A 17,425-nucleotide genomic window follows, 5' to 3' on the forward strand; every position below is an offset into this window, starting at 1 on the left:
GAAAGAGGCGCAGTATGCGAACGTTGAAAAAAATAGCTGTTTTCACCGGCTCACTGCTTTTCCCGGCCGTTCTTCTGGCGGCGGAATATGAGCTGAGTGTTGATCCTGTAATGATCGACACAGGGGATTTCACCAAAATCGGGGTGGGCTATAACGGTTCTTCACCCGGCCCGACCCTGCGTATGAAGGAGGGAGAGACAGCAACCATCAAAGTCACCAATAATCTGGATGTGGACACCTCCATTCACTGGCATGGTCTGATCGTGCCAGCCGATCAGGATGGCGTACCCGGAATCAGTTTTGATGGTATCAAGCCCGGCGAAACCTTCACCTACACCTTCCCGGTTCGTCAGAACGGCACCTACTGGTATCACAGTCATTCCGGGTTTCAGGAACCCGATGGTGCCTACGGCAGCCTCGTGATAGAGGCAGAGGACAGAGAACCTTTTCGTTACGATCGTGATTATGTAGTTCAGCTTGCGGATAAGCACCCTGATGCAGGGGCGCAGATCATGCATAACCTGAAGAACTCCGCTGAATATTACAATCGCACCGAGCAAACCCTGCCCGACTTTTTCAGTGATATTGGCGAAAACGGCTTCCTGGCCACGGTCAAGGATCGCTGGGATTGGGGCAACATGCGCATGATGAAGACGGACATTGAAGATGTTCAGGGCTTCACCGGTTTGATCAACGGCAAGGGGCCGGATCAAAACTGGACAGGCCAGTTTGAACCGGGTGAGCGGGTTCGTCTGCGTTTGATCAACTCTTCAGCCTCCACCTATTTTGATTTCCGTATTCCCGGCATGAAAATGACCGTTGTTGCTGCCGATGGCAACAACATTCAGCCCGTGGTTGTGGATGAATTGCGACTGGCCGTGGCGGAAACCTATGACGTGATTGTTCAGCCGCGTGAAGACAAGGCCTACACCCTGTTTGCTGAATCCATGGGCCGCACGGGTTATGCCAGAGGCACCCTGGCTCCCCGTGAAGGCATGACCGCCGCTGTCCCCGAGATGCGCGAGCCACCTTTGCTGACCATGGCTGATATGGGGCATGGCGGCATGGATCATAGCAACATGAGTGACACTGAAATGAGCGGCTCAGACATGGATCACTCCAGTATGGGGCATGGCAGCATGGATCATAGTGCGATGGACGCAGCCGATCCTTTTTATGCACCGGGCAGCGGGCTTTTGCCTCAGGCTGCAGCTGGCGGCAAATTCCTGTCCTATGCTGACCTGCGTGCCCAGCAGCCTCGTTATGACTACCGTGAACCGGAGCGGGAAATTGTTCTGCGTCTGACGGGCAATATGGAACGTTACATCTGGAGTATCAACGGCGTTAAATTTGAAGATGCCGAGCCGTTGCGCCTGCAATATGGTGAGCGGGTCAAGATTCGTTTCATCAATGAAACCATGATGGCGCACCCCATGCACCTTCATGGCATGTGGTCTTTATTGAATGTGGGTGCCAGGGGCGATAACCCCACCAAGCATGTCATCAGCGTTAATCCGAACACAGAAGTTGCCTTCGATGTGGAAGTGGATGAACCCGGTGAGTGGGCATTCCATTGCCATATTTTTAACCATGCCAGCGCGGGCATGTTTTTGAAAGTCGTTGTTGAAGGAGGTGATGCATGAAGCCCTGGCACAAGATAGGTGGTCTTGTTTTGACGGGTTGGCTGCTTTCCAGCCCCGTGCAGGCCATGAGTGGTGGTCATTTCTGGGGTGTGTCTTTTGAAGAGCTGGAATACCGCACGGGTGATGAAGACTTGCTGGCCTGGAAGGGCGATCTGTCCTATGGCAGCGATGAACTGACCTTTCGTTGGCAACCCAGCGGGGAATACGATCTGGAAGAAAGCCAGTTTTCTTCGCTGCAGAATAACCTCCTGATTCAGAAACCGGTTTCAGATTTTTTTGATGTCAAGGCAGGTGTGCGTCTGGATACACCGGAAGGCGAGGATCGTTACTATGCCATGTTCGGGGTAACGGGCCTGGCACCCCAGTGGATTGAGATGGATGCCAATCTTTACTGGAGTGATAACAACAAGGCTTCTGCTGATCTGGATCTGGAATATGAAATCCTGCTGACCAACTACTGGGTTCTCAGCGCAGCAATGGACGTTAAGGTGGGTTTCCACGAAGACTTGGAAATCGGCCAGGCCAAAGGTCTGAACGCGACTGAGCTGGGTTTCCGCCTTTCCCGTGACCTCCTGGGCCGCACTCTTTCACCCTATGTCGGCGTGGTCAACGAACGCCTTTACGGTGATCGCAAAGACTGGGCAGAAGCTGCAGGAAGCGAACCCAGTGAGTGGTTTGCAGTGATCGGCGCTCGTTTAATGTTCTGATGGCAAGCCGCTGGGTAAAAACAGGGAAGAGCCTGAATTTTCAGGCTCTTCTTTGATATATTAAGCCGTATCTTTTTGGCTTTAATACTAAGGCTCAGAGGTTGCCATGCCAGTAATGCAAGAATTGATTTCCACTGCCGAGTGGGATCAAGCTTTAAGTCAGCACAAGGCATTCTTGGTGTTGTTTGGCGGTAAACAGTGTGGTGTTTGCCAGGTTATCAAACCTCAACTGGAAGCCGTCTTTTCCGAACGTTTCCCGAAAATGAAGCTCATCTATATTGACTGCCAAACCAAGGGCGCTCAGTTATGTGCAGGCCGTGGCATTTTTTCCTTACCGGTGGTTCAGCTGTATTTTGACGGCAAACTTTTTAATGAGTTTGTCAGAGCCTTTTCGATACAAGTTGTTGCAGAAGCTGCTGCTCGCCCTTACCAGCTTCAACGCTGAGCAGTTCAAGAAGGATCAGGTTTTTACTGATTTTCAAGTTGCTGCTGGCGCTGAATCAATTGATCCATCATTAGCTGCATTTGATCCAGGCGTTCATGTAATTCCTGAATATTCTGATCACCAGAGGAAGCTGTATCTCTGTTTTTTGCTGATTGAGGGCTGTTCATCATGCCCTGGCCTCCCCGACCTCGGTGTGAGCCTCTTAGCCCCTCATGCATCAAGCCCATTTGCTCTTGCATCACCTCCCAGTGTTCTTGCATGAGTTGCTGTCGCTCATCGGGCGAGCTTGCCTTTCCGGCACGCTGCATCATTTCATCCATACGTGACCAGTTCTGCTGCATCTGTTCTTGATTCATCATCATGCCAGGCTGTTGGCCCTGGGAGCGATTCTGATCACTCTGGGCAAAGGCCCACGCAGGAAAGGTGATCAAGGCAATAACGACTGTGAGCTTTTTTATTGAAAGCATATTCCCGACTCCTGAAAAATGAACTTTCGCTGAAGCCTAGTACAGAAAAAAAGCTACAGCCATCCAATGGCACTCTTTTTAAGAGCCAGTGTGCGATGCTACTTGAATGGCCGACGAGAGGCGTGGCATGTCTGCGTAGGCGGCGTGCTCGCTTATCTGCAATAACACCTTTCAGCCTCAATTCAGGTTGGGGTGCTGTGATGAAAATGAAATAACCGGCCAGGAGGTATTATTCCATGACTGAATCACATAAAGGCACCATCCAGAAGGGCTTTCTGCTGCGCAGGAAACTGCCGATTGAAGGGCTTGATGAGAGGCAGTGGAAAGATTTTGTTCAGGAGCTCAACCATCTTCCTTATGTTGACTTTGCCGAACACAAACCAACAAACAAGCTGGATGTAATCTATGATGGTAGTCATTGGTCCATAGATGAGCTACTGGAATTGCTCAAGACCCACGGTGGCCACGTTAAATCCGGTTGGTGGATCCGAAAGAAGCTGTCCTGGTATCAGTTTACGGATGAAAACGTTAGGGCCAATGCCAGGCATGAGCCGTTTTGCTGCTCAAAAATTCCGCCGATGAAGCGCAAGTAACGGGAGATTGAATGAGCGAGGGCCAGGATAGAAGCACTAAGTATCAGAAGGGCAGTCTCACTTTGCCCGGAACCGTAATGCTGGGCACCGGCGTCATGATTGGTGCCGGTATTTTTGCACTGACTGGGCAAATGGCGCAGATGACGGGTGTATTGTTCCCACTGGCATTTCTGGCTGCTGCGGTGATTGTCAGCTTCAGCGCCTATTCCTACATCAAGATATCCAATGCTTACCCGTCAGCCGGTGGCATCGGCATGTATCTGCACAAAGCCTACGGGAACCGGCTGCCGACGGCTTTCAATGCCTTGCTGATGTATTTTTCCATGGTGATTGCCCAGAGTTTTCTGGCCCGCACCTTCGGCTCTTACACCATGCAACTTTTTGGTGGCGACCAAAGTGGTTACATGGTGCCTCTTCTGGGTGTCTTCCTTATCCTGGCCGCTTTTCTGGTCAACCTGTTGGGTAATCGAATGATTCAGGGTGTGGCCTCTTTTATAGGCATCCTGAAAATCGCGGGTATTGTGGTCTTCGGGGTTGTGGGTGTCTGGGTCGCTGACAGCATTTCAGTCGACTTCTCAAGCCCCGGAGAGGCTGGAACTGTGGGCAACTTTCTGGGTGCCACGGCACTGGGTATTCTGGCCTTCAAGGGCTTCACCACGATTACCAACAGTGGTTCGGAAGTGAAAGACCCCAAACGCAACGTGGGGCGCGCCATCGTTATTTCCATTGCGGCCTGTGTGGTGATCTATACGCTGGTTGGTTTTGCCGTGGCGAGCAATCTATCCCTGGCTGAAATTATCAAGACTCAGGATTATTCCCTTGCTGCTGCTGCACGTCCAGCACTGGGGGAGTACGCCGTCTGGTTTACGATTGTCCTTGCCATGATGGCCACTGCAGGCGGTATTCTGGCCAGCATCTTTGCTGTTTCACGCATGCTGGCGATGCTGACCGAGATGAAACTGGTTCCCCACAGGCATTTCGGCATGCCCGGCAGCATCCAGAAGCACACCCTGGTCTACACTGTGGTTCTGGGTTTGATTCTGACGGCTTTCTTTGACCTTTCCAGGATTGCCGCGCTGGGTATTGTGTTTTACCTGATTATGGATATTGCCATCCACTGGGGTGTGCTGCGCTATCTGCGCAAGGACATCAAGGCTAATGTCTGGGTGCCTGGGATCGCTATTCTGCTGGACTTGCTCGCGCTTGGAGGTTTTGTCTGGGTCAAATTAAATACGGATGCTTTTGTCATTGGCGTAGCGGTAGTTGGGATGCTGGTGATCGCAATTGCCGAACAAATTTTTCTGAAGAGAACGGCGGGAATAGAACCGCCTGATGGTGGATCTCATCATGAGCACCACCATCACTAAACATTTATTCCAACGGAGGTTCCTACTATGGGTGAGGCACAAATGTACGGTAATACCATGTGGGCGGGGCACTGGCTATGGATGTTGGTCTTTGCTCTGATTGCAGTCATCCCGGCCTGGCGTATTTGCCAGCGTGCCGGGTATCCGGGCTGGTTGGGTATTTTGATTTTGGTTCCCCTCCTTAATCTGGGGTTGCTTTATTTCCTTGCTTTTGCCAAGTGGCCGGTAGACAAGAAAGGAGACCTTAATGGCTGAACACCAGCATAAGCATCACCACGATCATCACGAACATCATCACGATCACTCTCATGATGCCGATTCCGGCGAGCACAGCGTCAAGGACCCGGTTTGTGGCATGTCGGTGGATCCGCATACAGCGGAACATCGCAGCCAGCATCAGGGCAAGACCTGGTACTTCTGTTCTTCAGGTTGTCAGTCCAAGTTTGAAAAAGACCCTGAACACTACCTGGATGAACAGCAGAAACAGGAAAAGCCGGTTCCTCCAGGGGCTGTTTATACCTGCCCCATGCACCCGGAAATCCGCCGGGAAGAACCGGGGGATTGTCCTATCTGTGGTATGGCTCTGGAACCGGAAGAAGTCAGTCTGGATGACGGCCCCTCGGCAGAACTCAAGGATATGACGTTGCGCTTCTGGGTGGGTCTGGTGCTGGCGCTGCCGGTGTTTCTGCTGGAAATGGGTGGGCATCTTTTCAATGTCGATCATCTTCTGGCTCCCCAGACCTCCAACTGGATTCAACTGGTGCTGGCCACACCCGTGGTTGCCTGGTGCGGCTGGCCCTTTTTTGTACGTGGCTGGAAGTCCATTGTTAACCGTAACCTCAACATGTTCACACTGATTGCCATCGGCACCGGGGTGGCGCTGGTTTACAGTCTGGTGGCGACACTGGCTCCCCAGATTTTCCCCGGAGCTTTCCGTCAGGAAGATGGCTCGGTTGCCGTGTATTTTGAAGCGGCAGCCGTGATCGTGGTGTTGGTGCTGTTAGGGCAGGTGCTGGAATTACGAGCCAGAGAAAAAACCTCCGGGGCCATCAAGGCGCTGCTGGATCTGGCCCCTGCGACGGCGCGCAAGCTGGATGATGAAGGTGGCGAGTCCGATGTAGGTTTGGAGGAGGTCAAGGTGGGCGACCGTCTTCGGGTGCGCCCCGGCGACAAGGTGCCGCTGGATGGCGAGGTGCTGGAAGGCAGTTCCAATATTGATGAGTCCATGGTGACGGGTGAACCTCTGGCCGTGGGCAAAAAGGCAGGTGATCAGGTAATCGGGGGCAGCATCAACCAGCAGGGCAGCTTTATCATGCGGGCCGACAAGGTAGGCCGGGATACCATGCTTTCGCAGATCGTGCAGATGGTGGCCAGTGCCCAGCGCAGTCGTGCCCCGATCCAGGGGCTGGCAGACAAAGTATCGAGCTACTTTGTACCTGCGGTGATTGCCGTCTCGATTGTCGCCTTTATTGTCTGGTCTGTTTTTGGGCCAACACCGCCCATGGCTTTCGGTCTGATCGCCGCCGTCAGTGTCTTGATCATTGCCTGTCCCTGTGCCCTGGGCCTAGCCACCCCCATGTCGATCATGGTGGGGGTGGGTCGCGGTGCGCAAAGCGGCGTACTGATCCGGGATGCTGAAGCGCTGGAGCGCATGGAAAAGGTGGACACTCTGGTCGTGGATAAAACCGGCACTCTCACCGAGGGTAAGCCTCAGGTCACCAGGCTGGTTCCTGCCGAGGGGTTCAGCGACCAAGACCTGATGCACTTTGCGGCTGGCCTGGAAAGAGGCAGTGAGCACCCGCTGGCTCAGGCCATACTGGATAAGGCCAAAGAAATGGAGCTGAAGCTGCCGGAGGCTGAAGACTTTGATTCCCCCAACGGCAAAGGGGTGACCGGCAAGATTGAGGGCAAACAGGTGCTGCTGGGCAATCGCATGCTGATGGAGTCCGAAAACGTTCCTACTGCTGATTTTGAAGAGGAAGCCGACCAGCTTCGCAAGGATGGGGCAACCGTGATTTTTGCAGCCCTGGAGGGCAAAATCTGCGGTTTGCTTGCCATTGCCGATCCCATTAAGGAAACCACGAAAGCCGCCATTTCTGCCCTGCAGAAAGATGGTATCCGGGTGGTGATGCTGACGGGCGACAACCGTACCTCAGCCGAAGCGGTGGCTCGCAAGCTGCACATTGATGAGGTGGAAGCGGAAATCCTGCCGGAAGACAAGGGTAAAATCGTTCAGCGCCTGAAAGATGAAGGGCGTGTGGTGGTCATGGCCGGGGATGGTGTTAACGATGCCCCTGCTTTGGCAACCGCCGATGTGGGTATTGCCATGGGCGGTGGTACTGATGTTGCCATCGAAAGTGCCGGAGTCACCCTGTTGCGGGGCGATTTGATGGGCATTGTCGAAGCCCGGCAGCTGTCTCTGGCGACCATGCGCAATATCCGCCAGAACCTGTTTTTTGCCTTTGTTTACAACTCAGCCGGGGTTCCCATTGCCGCAGGCGTACTTTATCCATTTTTCGGCATTCTGCTGTCGCCCATCTTTGCGGCAGCAGCCATGTCGTTATCTTCGGTTAGCGTCATCACCAACGCCCTGCGTTTGAGGATGATCAAGCTGGGAAAAGACAGCTGAGAGGAGAAGTTGATTATGCAAATTAAAACCTTTGCCGATCTTATTGATTGGACCCGAGCCTTGCACGCGAAGCTGGAAAAATGCCTGGCTCATTGTTCTTCGCTCCATCATGACGAGCGTGCGACATTATTGCTTGAATATCTGGCATCCCATGAAAATGAAATGGAGAAAATGGTGGCGGGGTTTGAGCAGCAAGCTGATCCCAAAGCTGCCCATACCTATATCTACGATTATATGCCGCACAACCCGGTTACCTCACACCTGGATTGTGATGATCATTACGCCAAACTGGATTACCATGAGATTCTTTCTGAAGTTGTTGATTTTCATGAGCAAATTATAAGTCTGTATCAAACCCTGGTGGCCAGGGCGGATATACCCGAGGCCACTGAACTGTTGCAATCTTTGCTGGATATGGAAGAGCATGAGACGAAACGCCTGGTTCGCCAGACGGAACGGATGGATGATCTGTAAGAGATGACCGAAAGATAGAACCCCCAAGCCCACCCTGGTACTCAAGGCGGGCTGGGGGTTTTCAGTTTAGAACTGATAGCGGGCGCTGACCCAGATACTGCGACCCGGTTCGGTCAGGGTGTCCGTGTAGGCGGTGCCACCAAAATTCAAGGGATCACTGCCTGCGGCATTGCGGTTGATGAAGTTGGCATAGTCTTCATCCAGAAGGTTGTCGATGCCGGTTGCCAGCTTCAGATCTTCCATGGGTTTCCAGTCCATTTGCAGATCCAGAACGGCATAAGCATCGGTGGCTTTTTCCTGGGCAGGTTCATTGAGCCGATCCTGCTCGGCCGCAAAGCGAATCCGGATTAGCCCTTGCCACTTTTCGCCGATCCAGTGCTGGGATACCTGGCCGTTGTAAGGGGAAATCTGGGCCAGAGTGCCGCCATCTGTGCGGTTATCCCCACGCATGGCATTCAGCTGGCCACGGGTTTCCCAGAGATCGGCATAACGCAGAGTGGCTTCCAGTTCGATACCGTAAAGCGCAGCACTGATATTGCGGTAGTGATCGGCATCGGAATAGGTGCCGATACTGCCTTTATCACGATAGATATAGTCACTGACCCAGTTGCTGAAGGCCACGGCTGAATAATCCAGCCGGGCACTTTTGCCGATCACCCCTATATCCAGTTGATGACTGGTTTCGGGGTCAAGATCAGGGTTGCCGATCCAGTTGGGCCGAGCCATGTAGATCTCGGTGGCATCGCCCACACGCTGACTGCGGCTGGCACTGACAAAAGCCCGCTGCCAGGTTCCCAGGTCTTTTTCAAAGCGTACGAAAGCACCCGTTAGCCACTCATTACGCTCCAGATTTCCCGTGATGCCGTAGGCATTTTTATAAATAGTTGCAGGTTGATTGGCTGGCATTGCCGGATTCTGGTCAGCCCGCTCAGCGGAAGAGTCCACATAATCCGCCCGCACCCCGGCAAAGGCGCGCTGGTCAGAGCCAATGAGATGCTCGACTTCAGCAAAAACACCCAGTAAGCGCTGGGTGACTTCCGGCCACATGAAAAATGTTTCTGAACCCATGCCGTTGTAAGCAGTGGCGTCCCGCTCGTTCTGGATAAGATTCAAACCACCACTGAACTGGTTGGGGCCGAGTTGGTATTCAGCCATCAGGCGACCCGTGAGCGTATCCGAGGTCGTGGGGACGCGCATTTTCATTGTGGTATCCGGGCGCAGACTGTAGTTGTCCATCAGGTGTTCTATCTGGCTGTAATGCAGATTGCCGGAAAGCGTCAACAGGGGTGACCAGTCGTATTCACCCCGCAGCCCCAGTGTCTGGTTGTCACTTTCCGGTGAATCCATTTTGGCTCCGGCAAACTTCACATCCCGTTCGCGGGTGGCTTCATAAGTCGCTTCCAGCCAGGTTTGTTCATTGGGTGTCCAGCCTAGAATCAAGCCACCCTGGGTGGTTTCATAACCACTCCAGATTTCACGACCAGCGCCGTCTTCGTAGTTGTCGGCTTCGCTGTATTCGCCGAAGGCACGCAAATAGCCCTGCTTGCCACCGGTCAGAACATTGCCCCGACCCTTGATGGTGTCGCCCTGGCTGGCATAGCTGCTGCCTACTTGCCCGCGAACGGCGGGGTCAGTTGGCAGGAATTCGGGCTTTTCACGCTCAAAAGTGATGGTTCCGCCGCTGCCACCGGGGCCGTGACGCAGGGTGGTTACGCCTTTGCTGACAAGAACGCGATCATAAGAGTAGAGGGGGGCATAAGCCGTGGGAGGGTCCATGCGGTTGGGGCAGCCGCCGAAGACATAGGCTCCATCCAGCAGCACATTCAAACGGTTCTGGCCCAGGCCACGAATGACTGGGTCTAGACCGTGGCCTCCCATGCGATTGGCATCGATGCCCGCTTGCTGGCTCAGCCAGTCACCGGCATCAGCAGAGGGGCTGGAAGTGTCAGCAGGCCAGGCTTCCTGGGTTGTGGCCGTTCCCAGAGGTTGGCCAGTGACGGTCAGAGGTGGCAGTTGTTCAGCAAAAGACAGGGTGGGAGCAGCAATAAAAACTGAAGTCAGCGCCAGGCTCAAAGGACTGGGACGAAATGGGATGATTTTCATGGTTTTCCTTCAGAGACAAACAGGTAAACACCTCCAGCTAAGCAGGAGGGAATTAAGTTATCGCAAACAAAGGCCTGCGGTCTTTGATCAGACAGAGGTTTGACATGAGCTTTATGGGAAGCACCCTCTGACTGAACCATGACAGCAGGCCACTGGTGTGATTTCAGGAAGCCGGAATTTCAGGGGACATGAGCAGGGAACCCTGATCAACCAGGCTAGCCGATCAGCACCTTGGAAGAGGGCGGGGCACGAGAGGGGGGTGGCAGCGCTGTGAAGACGGATATATCTTTAAAGAAATAGGCATTCAGCAGGCTGGCCGGGGCCGGTGGTAATTCGGCAAGAGTGGGAAAGCTGGGCAGAGTGATCGCGGTGGCGGAAGTACATTCCGGGCAGTGGGATAAAGGCTGCTCGGATTCAACCTGATTACCTTCGGCATCCAAAAGAACGCGATCTGTCCCACCCTGCCAGGAGCAGACTTCAATATAACCGCTTTCATGAACCACCAGAGCCGGAACTGAAAAAGGCGTCAGCACTCGACTGACCATGACGGCCAATGCAAGTAATAACAACCAGGTATTCAGGTTCCGGTTCAGTTTCACACTTGAATCCTTAGATTAGCGATACTGCATTCTAGCGACCTGCTTTTGCTTTGGCTAGATTTTCTGCTGTTAATTCCAGAATTTTCTGGCGGGCTTCCGGCGTGATCCAGGCGCTATGGGGTGTGACGATCAGGTTCAGGTTTTCCTGCAAGGCATCCAGTAGGGGATTGCCGTCACGGGGAGGCTCCTGGGTGAGGACATCAACGGCCAGGCCACCGATCTGCCCTTCACGCAAGGCCAGCAGAGCGGCTTTTTCATTGACGATACCGCCTCGGGCAGCATTCACAACCAGCAAGTCTTTTTTGGCCGTTTTCAGGTTTTCGGCATTCAGCAGATCACGGGTTTCTTCAGTCAGGGGGCAATGGAAGGAAACGGCATCGGCTTGCGGCAGCAACTCAGCAAAAGGCCGGCGTTGATCGTCTGTTTTACCGGGTCGGGCGGCAATCATCACCTCCATACCCAACGCTGAAGTCAGGCGCTCTACTTCCCTGCCCAGTTCGCCATGGCCCACCAGTAAAAGCTTTTTTCCGGCCAGCTGGGTGACGGGATGCTGCATCAGGCAGAAAAAAGGGGACTTTTGCCAGTCACCGGCAGCCACGGATTTTTGGTAAAGCGGCAAACGGGTCGCGAGGGCCAGCAGCAGAGTTAGGGTGTGCTGGGCCACACTGGCAGTGCCGTAAGCCTGAACATTGAAAACCTGAATGCCCAGTTCCTCGGCTGCTTTCAGATCAATATTGTTCAGGCCGGTGGCCAGCACACAGATGGCTTTCACGTTTCCGGCGGCTTGCAGGGCCGTGCGATCCAGCACCACCTTGTTGACGATAATGGCTTCTGCATCCTGAATGCGCTCAACGACCTCTTCAGGCTGAGTGGTGGGCCAGATTTGCAGATGACTGAGCTGCTCTTCCAGAGGGGAAAAATCAACACCTTCACCCAGGCTGGCTGCATCCAAAAGTACGCCTTGCATAGGAACTCCTTCAGAGTGGATTCAAGGGATGCAGTTTCCAACCTGCCGCCTGGCAGGTCAAGCCAAGTCAGTTGTCCTGGTATGCCTGAAGCGGCATCCGGTTTTCTCCAGCAGCACCAGGGTTTCTAGATGTCGGGTCTGGGGGAAGAAGTCATAGGGGTGAATGCTGACCACCCGGTAATGGGTGAGGGCTTCCAGATCCCGTTTCAGGGTTCCGGCACTGCAGGAAAGGTAGGCTAGGCGCTCGGGCTGGTAGCTGTCATTGATCCAGCGTGTAACCTCTGGCTCCATGCCGATACGCGGTGGGTTGGTGTAAAGCAGGCGTGTTTGCTGCCGGTCGGGGTCCTGTTCGGCAACCCAGCTTTCCACCTGGGGCAGGCGCTCCCGGCAGTAGCCACGAAGTATCGAGGCCTGGGGAGCGTTGCCCGCAGCGGATTCCACGGCTTCCCCACCGGATTCCACACCAATACAGGCCGCCTGATGTTTCAGCCAGTGTTGCAGGCTGGCACCAGAGCCTGAATAGAAGTCCACCACACAACTGTCGGCATCCGGTTGCAGAAAATCCACGGCCTGCTTCAGTGCCTGTTGATAGAGTTCCGGCAGTAATTGCTGGAAACCACAGGGGCCATAAATTAAACCCAGTGCATCCAATGAGCGGGGTTGTCCCCAGACCAGTTGCCAGTGTTTTTTGGCCAATACTTTTTTGCCGGTCGCCGGGTTGAGGTGCAGCCAGAGGCCGTCATAACCCAGTTCTTGCAACAGGTTTTCTAGGCGACTCAGCCAATGCAGATCCGGCAACTTACGGTCTTTCACCACCAGGGTGACCTGGTTGCCTGCCTGGACCAGCCAGGTCAGGGGGAAGTCCTCGCCGCAAGGCAGGTGTTCGGCAAGCAACTGCATCAGATGGTTGACGCGGGGAGTGTGAAGAGGGCAGCCAGGAATGGCAAGAATCTCATCCTGCCAGGCCGTTTTCAGGTGCATGCCCAGTTGCCAACCCAGCTCCGGCAGCCAGCGGCAGGCCAAGGTGACGCGATCCCGATATCCCCAGCGTTTTTCTTCAGCGACCGCCTGCAGCGGATTAAGTTTGTCCTGCCAGGAAGCCAGCTTGGTTTGCAGCCAGTTGTATTTTTGACTTGCACTGGCATCTGCACTCAGTTGTCGATGGGGGCAGCCAGGACAGCGTGGTTCACAGCCGGAGGGCAAGGGCAGAGATTCTTCAGGGGCAGCAGGATTCATGAGTCTTCAGTGGGTATAATGATGGCAATACGCTAGTGTTGCCTACTTCTTCTTGACATAAAAGGGTGAGTTTTGAGCTCAGAGCAATTATCTGCAGATTATCTGTTTCGTTTTGGTGGCATGGCCCGTCTCTATGGGATGGAAGGCCTGCAGAAACTGGCCGGGGGTCGAATTGCGATCATCGGCATTGGCGGCGTGGGTAGCTGGACGGCTGAGGCTCTGGCTCGCTCGGGGGTGGGTCAGATCACTCTGTTTGATCTGGATGATGTCTGCACCAGCAATATCAATCGTCAGCTGCATGCGCTGGATGCCACGGTGGGTCAGGCAAAAGTGGAAGTGATGGCAGAACGCTTGTTGCAGATCAATCCGGAACTGGAAGTGGAAGCGCTGAGCCAATTTGTCACCCTGAACAACCTGCAGGACAGCCTGGCTCCTGAAGGTGAAAAACGCTTTGATGTGGTGGTGGATGCCACTGATACCGTGCCGGTCAAAGCGGGCCTGATTGCCTGGTGTCGCCGAAACAAGCAAAAACTGGTGGTGGTGGGGGGTGCCGGGGGGCAGTTGGACCCGCGCTTGATCACCACGGCCGACTTGGCACGAACCACTCAGGACCCTTTGTTGGCCAAGGTCAGAAACCTGCTGCGTCGGGATTATGGCTTTAGCCGCAACCCGAAAAGACGCTTTGATGTGGAATGTGTTTATTCCACGGAACAATTGATTTATCCACAAGAGGATGGCTCGGTGGCTTGCAATAAACCGCCTTCAGGTGAAGCCATGAAGCTGGACTGTGCCAGTGGTTTTGGTTCCGCCAGCTTTGTGACCGGCAGCTTTGGGTTTCTGGCCGCGCAGCGGGCATTGCACAAACTTCTGGCCGCGAGTAAAAAAAGCTGATTCCGGTTCTTTTATATAGCTATAAGTTATCTGCTCATAACTAAGGTCGTAGAGACAAGAAGGCGTAATATATCTAAATTATGAATCGCTCATAAATAAAATCCTTAAATAGGAGCAGGTTCATGTCCAAATTCTCCCTTCCTTTTGAGAACGTCAGCCGACGTAATCTCTTGAAACTGGGTGTTGGCGCAGGCGTTATGGGTCCCTTGACCCTGGGAGCCACTGCCGCCAAGGCCGTTAAGACCAATGCACACATCGTTATTGTGGGTGCCGGTGCCGGTGGTACCTCCATGGCAAGCCGCCTGACCCGCGCTTTAAATGGCGCAAAAATTACCGTTATTGATTCCCGCGAACGCCACTATTACCAGCCGGGCTGGACGCTGGTGGCTTCCGGTGTCTGGGATAAAAGCAAAACCATCAGTGATACCCAGGACTGGATGCCCAGCAGTGTGAACTGGATCAAGGGCATGGTGGCTGAGTATGATCCAGACAACAATCAGGTTGTTCTGGAAACAGGTGATTCGGTTGACTATGACTATCTGATCGTGGCTACCGGCCTGCAACTGCGCTATGAGCGTATTGAAGGCATGGATACCAACCTGATCGGCCAGGGTAAAGGGGTCGGCAGTGTTTATGCCGGTGTTGATCACGCCGAGAGAACCAATGAAGAAATCAGCCGCTGGATTGATTCCGGCCAGGGCACAGGCCTGTTCAATCTGCCCCCGACCGCTCTGAAGTGTGCCGGTGCTCCCCTGAAAATGACTTTTACCACCCTGTCCCGCCTGGAAGATACAGGGCAGCGTGATAACTTTAATGTTGAGTTCATGACCCCTTCAGGGAACCTTTTCGGCGTTCCCTTCTACAATGATTTCGTCAAGCAGCGCTTCAGCGACCAGGGCGTCAAGCGCAATGACTTCTGGACTCTGAAGGCCATCGATGCGGATGCCAAAAAAGCCACTTATCATGTCCAGGGTCAGCGTACCGGTGAGGCTTCTTCGGGGCACTACACAACCGGTGGTGAAGAAGAGCAGGTTCGGGAATGGGAAGAAACCAAAGATTACGACTTTATTCACGTTGTGCCACCCATGACGGCTCCTGATTCCCTTCTGAACAGCCCCTTGGTGAACCAGGAAGGTGAAAGCTTTGCCACCTGGATGAAAGTCGATCGTGAAACCCTGCAGAACCCGGAGTACCCGAATGTCTGGGGTATCGGTGATGTTATGGGAATGCCCAGCAACAAAACCGCAGCCAGTGTGAAGATGCAGGCTCAGGTGCTGGAGCAGAACTTCGTGGCTGCCCTACAGGATCAGCCTTTGCCTGCACGCCACAATGGTTACACCTCCTGTCCCCTGATTACCAGTATCGGCAAGGCCATGCTGGTTGAGTTTGGCTGGAATGGTGAGTTGTTGCCTTCTTTCTCTTTCATTGATCCCAAGGAAGAATCCTGGACTGTCTGGGTCATGAAAGAACGTATGCTGCGCCCCGCCTATTACGCCATGCTTGAAGGCAAAATCTAAGGAGACTGAAACATGACTTTTACCGGCACTATGACCGTACTTTGGTATTCAGCTCTACCTTGGTTGTGGCTGATTGCACTGATGCTCATTGTTTTTCTGATTCCTCAGATCATCGCCCGCACGAAAGGCTATGGCTTTGGGGAAAAAGGCGGCATGGGTTCCAAATACCTGCCTCCCCTGATTTTTGTGTTGTCACTTTTCCTCCTGCCGATTCATACGCAATCCACCATTGCCTACGTGAATACCTGGGTGGACTGGATGAACCTGATTGGGGCCTCCATTGGTGTGGGCATCTATGCCTGGCTGGTGTTTCATCCCATTTGCTATCTGCGCAACAAAAAAGCTTAAAGCTCTCCAGTAGACTTCTTACCCTGCTTCGGCAGGGTTTTTTATTGCCAGGTGGGTAGAACAATCGGTATATTCGTGCTGACTAATAAATAAGGCAATCCGTATTCGGACCCACTTTCCTAGGAGGAGCCGAGATGCTTAAACCGCAAGTACAAGCATTTTTTGATGAATATACCTTTACCTATTCCTACCTGGTGAAGGACCCGCAAAGCAACAGCTGTGCCCTGATTGATTCTGTGCTCAACTTTGATCCGGCTTCAGGCAAGACCTCCACATCCAGTGCCGATGAATTGGTTGCTGCTGTCCGTGACCAGGATTTGACGGTGGAATGGATTCTGGAAACCCATGTGCATGCTGACCATCTTTCTGCAGCGCCTTACCTGCAAAAAGAGCTGGGCGGAAAGCTGGGTATTGGTGCCGAGATCAAAACGGTGCAGGAGGTTTTTGGCCAGGTGTTTAATGAAGGCACCGAATTTGCCCGCGACGGCAGTCAATTTGATCACCTGTTCAAGGATGGTGAGACCTTTCATGTGGGTAACCTGCAGGCCCAGGTGCTGCATACACCCGGCCATACTCCGGCCTGTTTGACCTATGTGATTGGTGATGCTGGTTTTGTTGGAGATACCCTCTTCATGCCGGATTTTGGTACCGCACGCTGTGACTTTCCCGGCGGTGATGCACGCACTCTCTATCAGTCCATCGGAAAGATCTTTGCTTTGCCGGATTCCACCCGTCTGTTCATGTGTCATGACTACAAGGCTCCGGGTCGGGATGAGTTCCGTTATGAAACCAGTGTGGGGGAAGAAAAAGCGAGTAACGTGCATGTCGGAGCGGGTAAGAGTGAAGAGGAATTTGTCAGAATGCGTACGGAAAGGGATGCGACCCTGGATATGCCGCGTCTGATTTTACCTTCTGTGCAGGTCAATATGCGGGCAGGTCAGTTCCCACCTGCTGAAGGGAATGGTGTAAGCTATCTTAAACTTCCCCTTAACCAATTCTGATAGGAGCTGCCAATGGCTGAACGGCCCCCTTTGCGCCAGTTGGAAACTGACCTGCTCACTGCCGGTCAACTCAGCGTTGAAGATATTAAAACCCTGGCTGCCGATGGTGTTAAGACACTGATTTTCAATCGCCCGGATGGTGAAAGTGAAGATCAGCCTGCAATGTCCGAGTTGCAAAAAACAGCTGAAGATCTGGGTATGCAATGGGTTCATCAGCCGGTTATTTCCGGCCAGGTCACTGCCGAGCAGGGGGCTGAATTTGGCAAACTGTATGCTGAGGCCCCCAAACCGGTGGTGGCTTTTTGCCGAACCGGGGCACGCTGTGGCTGTCTCTGGGCTTTAAGCCAAAAAGGCCAAAAATCCGGTGATGAGTTGGTTGCCAGTCTGCAAAAAGCAGGTTTTGATATGCCGGATTTTTTCAAGCGTCTGACTTCCTGA

At 53.5% G+C, this 17,425-nt stretch carries 18 protein-coding genes; 13 read left to right on the forward strand and 5 right to left on the reverse strand.

The features are described from left to right. Positions 1-14 precede the first annotated feature (14 nt). From LG323_RS12560 to LG323_RS12570, 3 genes are all read left to right on the forward strand, one after another. The gene (locus tag LG323_RS12560; protein ID WP_404416754.1) at positions 15-1,643 is read left to right on the forward strand and encodes a copper resistance system multicopper oxidase; all 1,629 of its coding nucleotides are present in this window, start codon (positions 15-17) and stop codon (positions 1,641-1,643) included. After that, the gene (locus LG323_RS12565; protein WP_404416756.1) at positions 1,640-2,350 is read left to right on the forward strand and encodes a copper resistance protein B; all 711 of its coding nucleotides are present in this window, start codon (positions 1,640-1,642) and stop codon (positions 2,348-2,350) included. Before LG323_RS12560 ends, LG323_RS12565 begins: the two co-directional genes overlap by 4 nt. 115 nt (positions 2,351-2,465) lie before the next feature. Then, positions 2,466-2,795: a thioredoxin family protein gene (locus tag LG323_RS12570; protein ID WP_404416759.1), complete on the forward strand. Its 330-nt coding sequence runs from the start codon at positions 2,466-2,468 to the stop codon at positions 2,793-2,795. A gap of 23 nt (positions 2,796-2,818) precedes the next feature. Here the strand turns inward: LG323_RS12570 and LG323_RS12575 are convergent, their stop codons facing one another. After that, on the reverse strand, positions 2,819-3,262 hold the full coding sequence (locus LG323_RS12575; protein ID WP_404416762.1) for a hypothetical protein: 444 nt from the start codon (positions 3,260-3,262) through the stop codon (positions 2,819-2,821). Positions 3,263-3,498: 236 nt separating this feature from the next. Between LG323_RS12575 and LG323_RS12580 the strand changes: the two genes are divergently transcribed. The 5 genes from LG323_RS12580 to LG323_RS12600 all read left to right on the forward strand — a co-directional run bounded on the left by LG323_RS12580 (position 3,499) and on the right by LG323_RS12600 (position 8,325). Next, positions 3,499-3,855: a hypothetical protein gene (locus tag LG323_RS12580; protein ID WP_404416765.1), complete on the forward strand. Its 357-nt coding sequence runs from the start codon at positions 3,499-3,501 to the stop codon at positions 3,853-3,855. 11 nt (positions 3,856-3,866) lie between these two features. After that, complete coding sequence (locus tag LG323_RS12585; RefSeq protein WP_404416768.1) at positions 3,867-5,222, forward strand: APC family permease; 1,356 nt, start codon at positions 3,867-3,869, stop codon at positions 5,220-5,222. Between the two features lie 27 nt (positions 5,223-5,249). Continuing rightward, complete coding sequence (locus LG323_RS12590; RefSeq protein ID WP_404416770.1) at positions 5,250-5,477, forward strand: hypothetical protein; 228 nt, start codon at positions 5,250-5,252, stop codon at positions 5,475-5,477. Positions 5,478-5,577: 100 nt separating this feature from the next. Then, positions 5,578-7,851, forward strand: coding sequence for a heavy metal translocating P-type ATPase (locus LG323_RS12595; RefSeq protein WP_404420140.1), 2,274 nt, complete (start codon positions 5,578-5,580; stop codon positions 7,849-7,851). Positions 7,852-7,866: 15 nt separating this feature from the next. Next, positions 7,867-8,325: an ATPase gene (locus LG323_RS12600; protein WP_404416772.1), complete on the forward strand. Its 459-nt coding sequence runs from the start codon at positions 7,867-7,869 to the stop codon at positions 8,323-8,325. 66 nt (positions 8,326-8,391) lie between these two features. Here the strand turns inward: LG323_RS12600 and LG323_RS12605 are convergent, their stop codons facing one another. From LG323_RS12605 to LG323_RS12620, 4 genes are all read right to left on the reverse strand, one after another. Continuing rightward, positions 8,392-10,428: a TonB-dependent receptor domain-containing protein gene (locus tag LG323_RS12605; RefSeq protein WP_404416775.1), complete on the reverse strand. Its 2,037-nt coding sequence runs from the start codon at positions 10,426-10,428 to the stop codon at positions 8,392-8,394. Positions 10,429-10,643: 215 nt separating this feature from the next. Next, positions 10,644-11,027: a DUF2946 family protein gene (locus LG323_RS12610; RefSeq protein WP_404416777.1), complete on the reverse strand. Its 384-nt coding sequence runs from the start codon at positions 11,025-11,027 to the stop codon at positions 10,644-10,646. A 31-nt stretch (positions 11,028-11,058) separates the two neighbouring features. Continuing rightward, entirely contained in the window at positions 11,059-11,994 is a 936-nt protein-coding gene (locus tag LG323_RS12615) for an NAD(P)-dependent oxidoreductase (RefSeq protein WP_404416780.1), read from the reverse strand. A gap of 57 nt (positions 11,995-12,051) precedes the next feature. Next, the gene (locus LG323_RS12620) at positions 12,052-13,230 is read right to left on the reverse strand and encodes a hypothetical protein (protein WP_404416782.1); all 1,179 of its coding nucleotides are present in this window, start codon (positions 13,228-13,230) and stop codon (positions 12,052-12,054) included. A 72-nt stretch (positions 13,231-13,302) separates the two neighbouring features. Here LG323_RS12620 and tcdA point away from each other — a divergent pair, with 72 nt between their 5' ends. The 5 genes from tcdA (at position 13,303) to LG323_RS12645 (ending at position 17,425) form a co-directional block, all read left to right on the forward strand. Further along, the gene (gene tcdA, locus LG323_RS12625) at positions 13,303-14,121 is read left to right on the forward strand and encodes a tRNA cyclic N6-threonylcarbamoyladenosine(37) synthase TcdA (protein WP_404416785.1); all 819 of its coding nucleotides are present in this window, start codon (positions 13,303-13,305) and stop codon (positions 14,119-14,121) included. Between the two features lie 122 nt (positions 14,122-14,243). Beyond that, positions 14,244-15,638, forward strand: coding sequence for an NAD(P)/FAD-dependent oxidoreductase (locus LG323_RS12630; protein ID WP_404416788.1), 1,395 nt, complete (start codon positions 14,244-14,246; stop codon positions 15,636-15,638). 12 nt (positions 15,639-15,650) lie between these two features. Next, entirely contained in the window at positions 15,651-15,986 is a 336-nt protein-coding gene (locus LG323_RS12635; protein WP_310696714.1) for a hypothetical protein, read from the forward strand. Positions 15,987-16,120: 134 nt separating this feature from the next. Next, a complete protein-coding gene (locus LG323_RS12640) occupies positions 16,121-16,987 on the forward strand; it encodes an MBL fold metallo-hydrolase (protein ID WP_404416792.1) in 867 nt (288 codons plus the stop codon). Positions 16,988-16,999: 12 nt separating this feature from the next. Then, positions 17,000-17,425, forward strand: a complete 426-nt coding sequence (locus LG323_RS12645) for a TIGR01244 family sulfur transferase (protein ID WP_404416795.1) — start codon at positions 17,000-17,002, stop codon at positions 17,423-17,425.

The organism is Marinospirillum sp., assembly GCF_044810985.1.
Lineage (GTDB): Bacteria > Pseudomonadota > Gammaproteobacteria > Pseudomonadales > Halomonadaceae > Marinospirillum.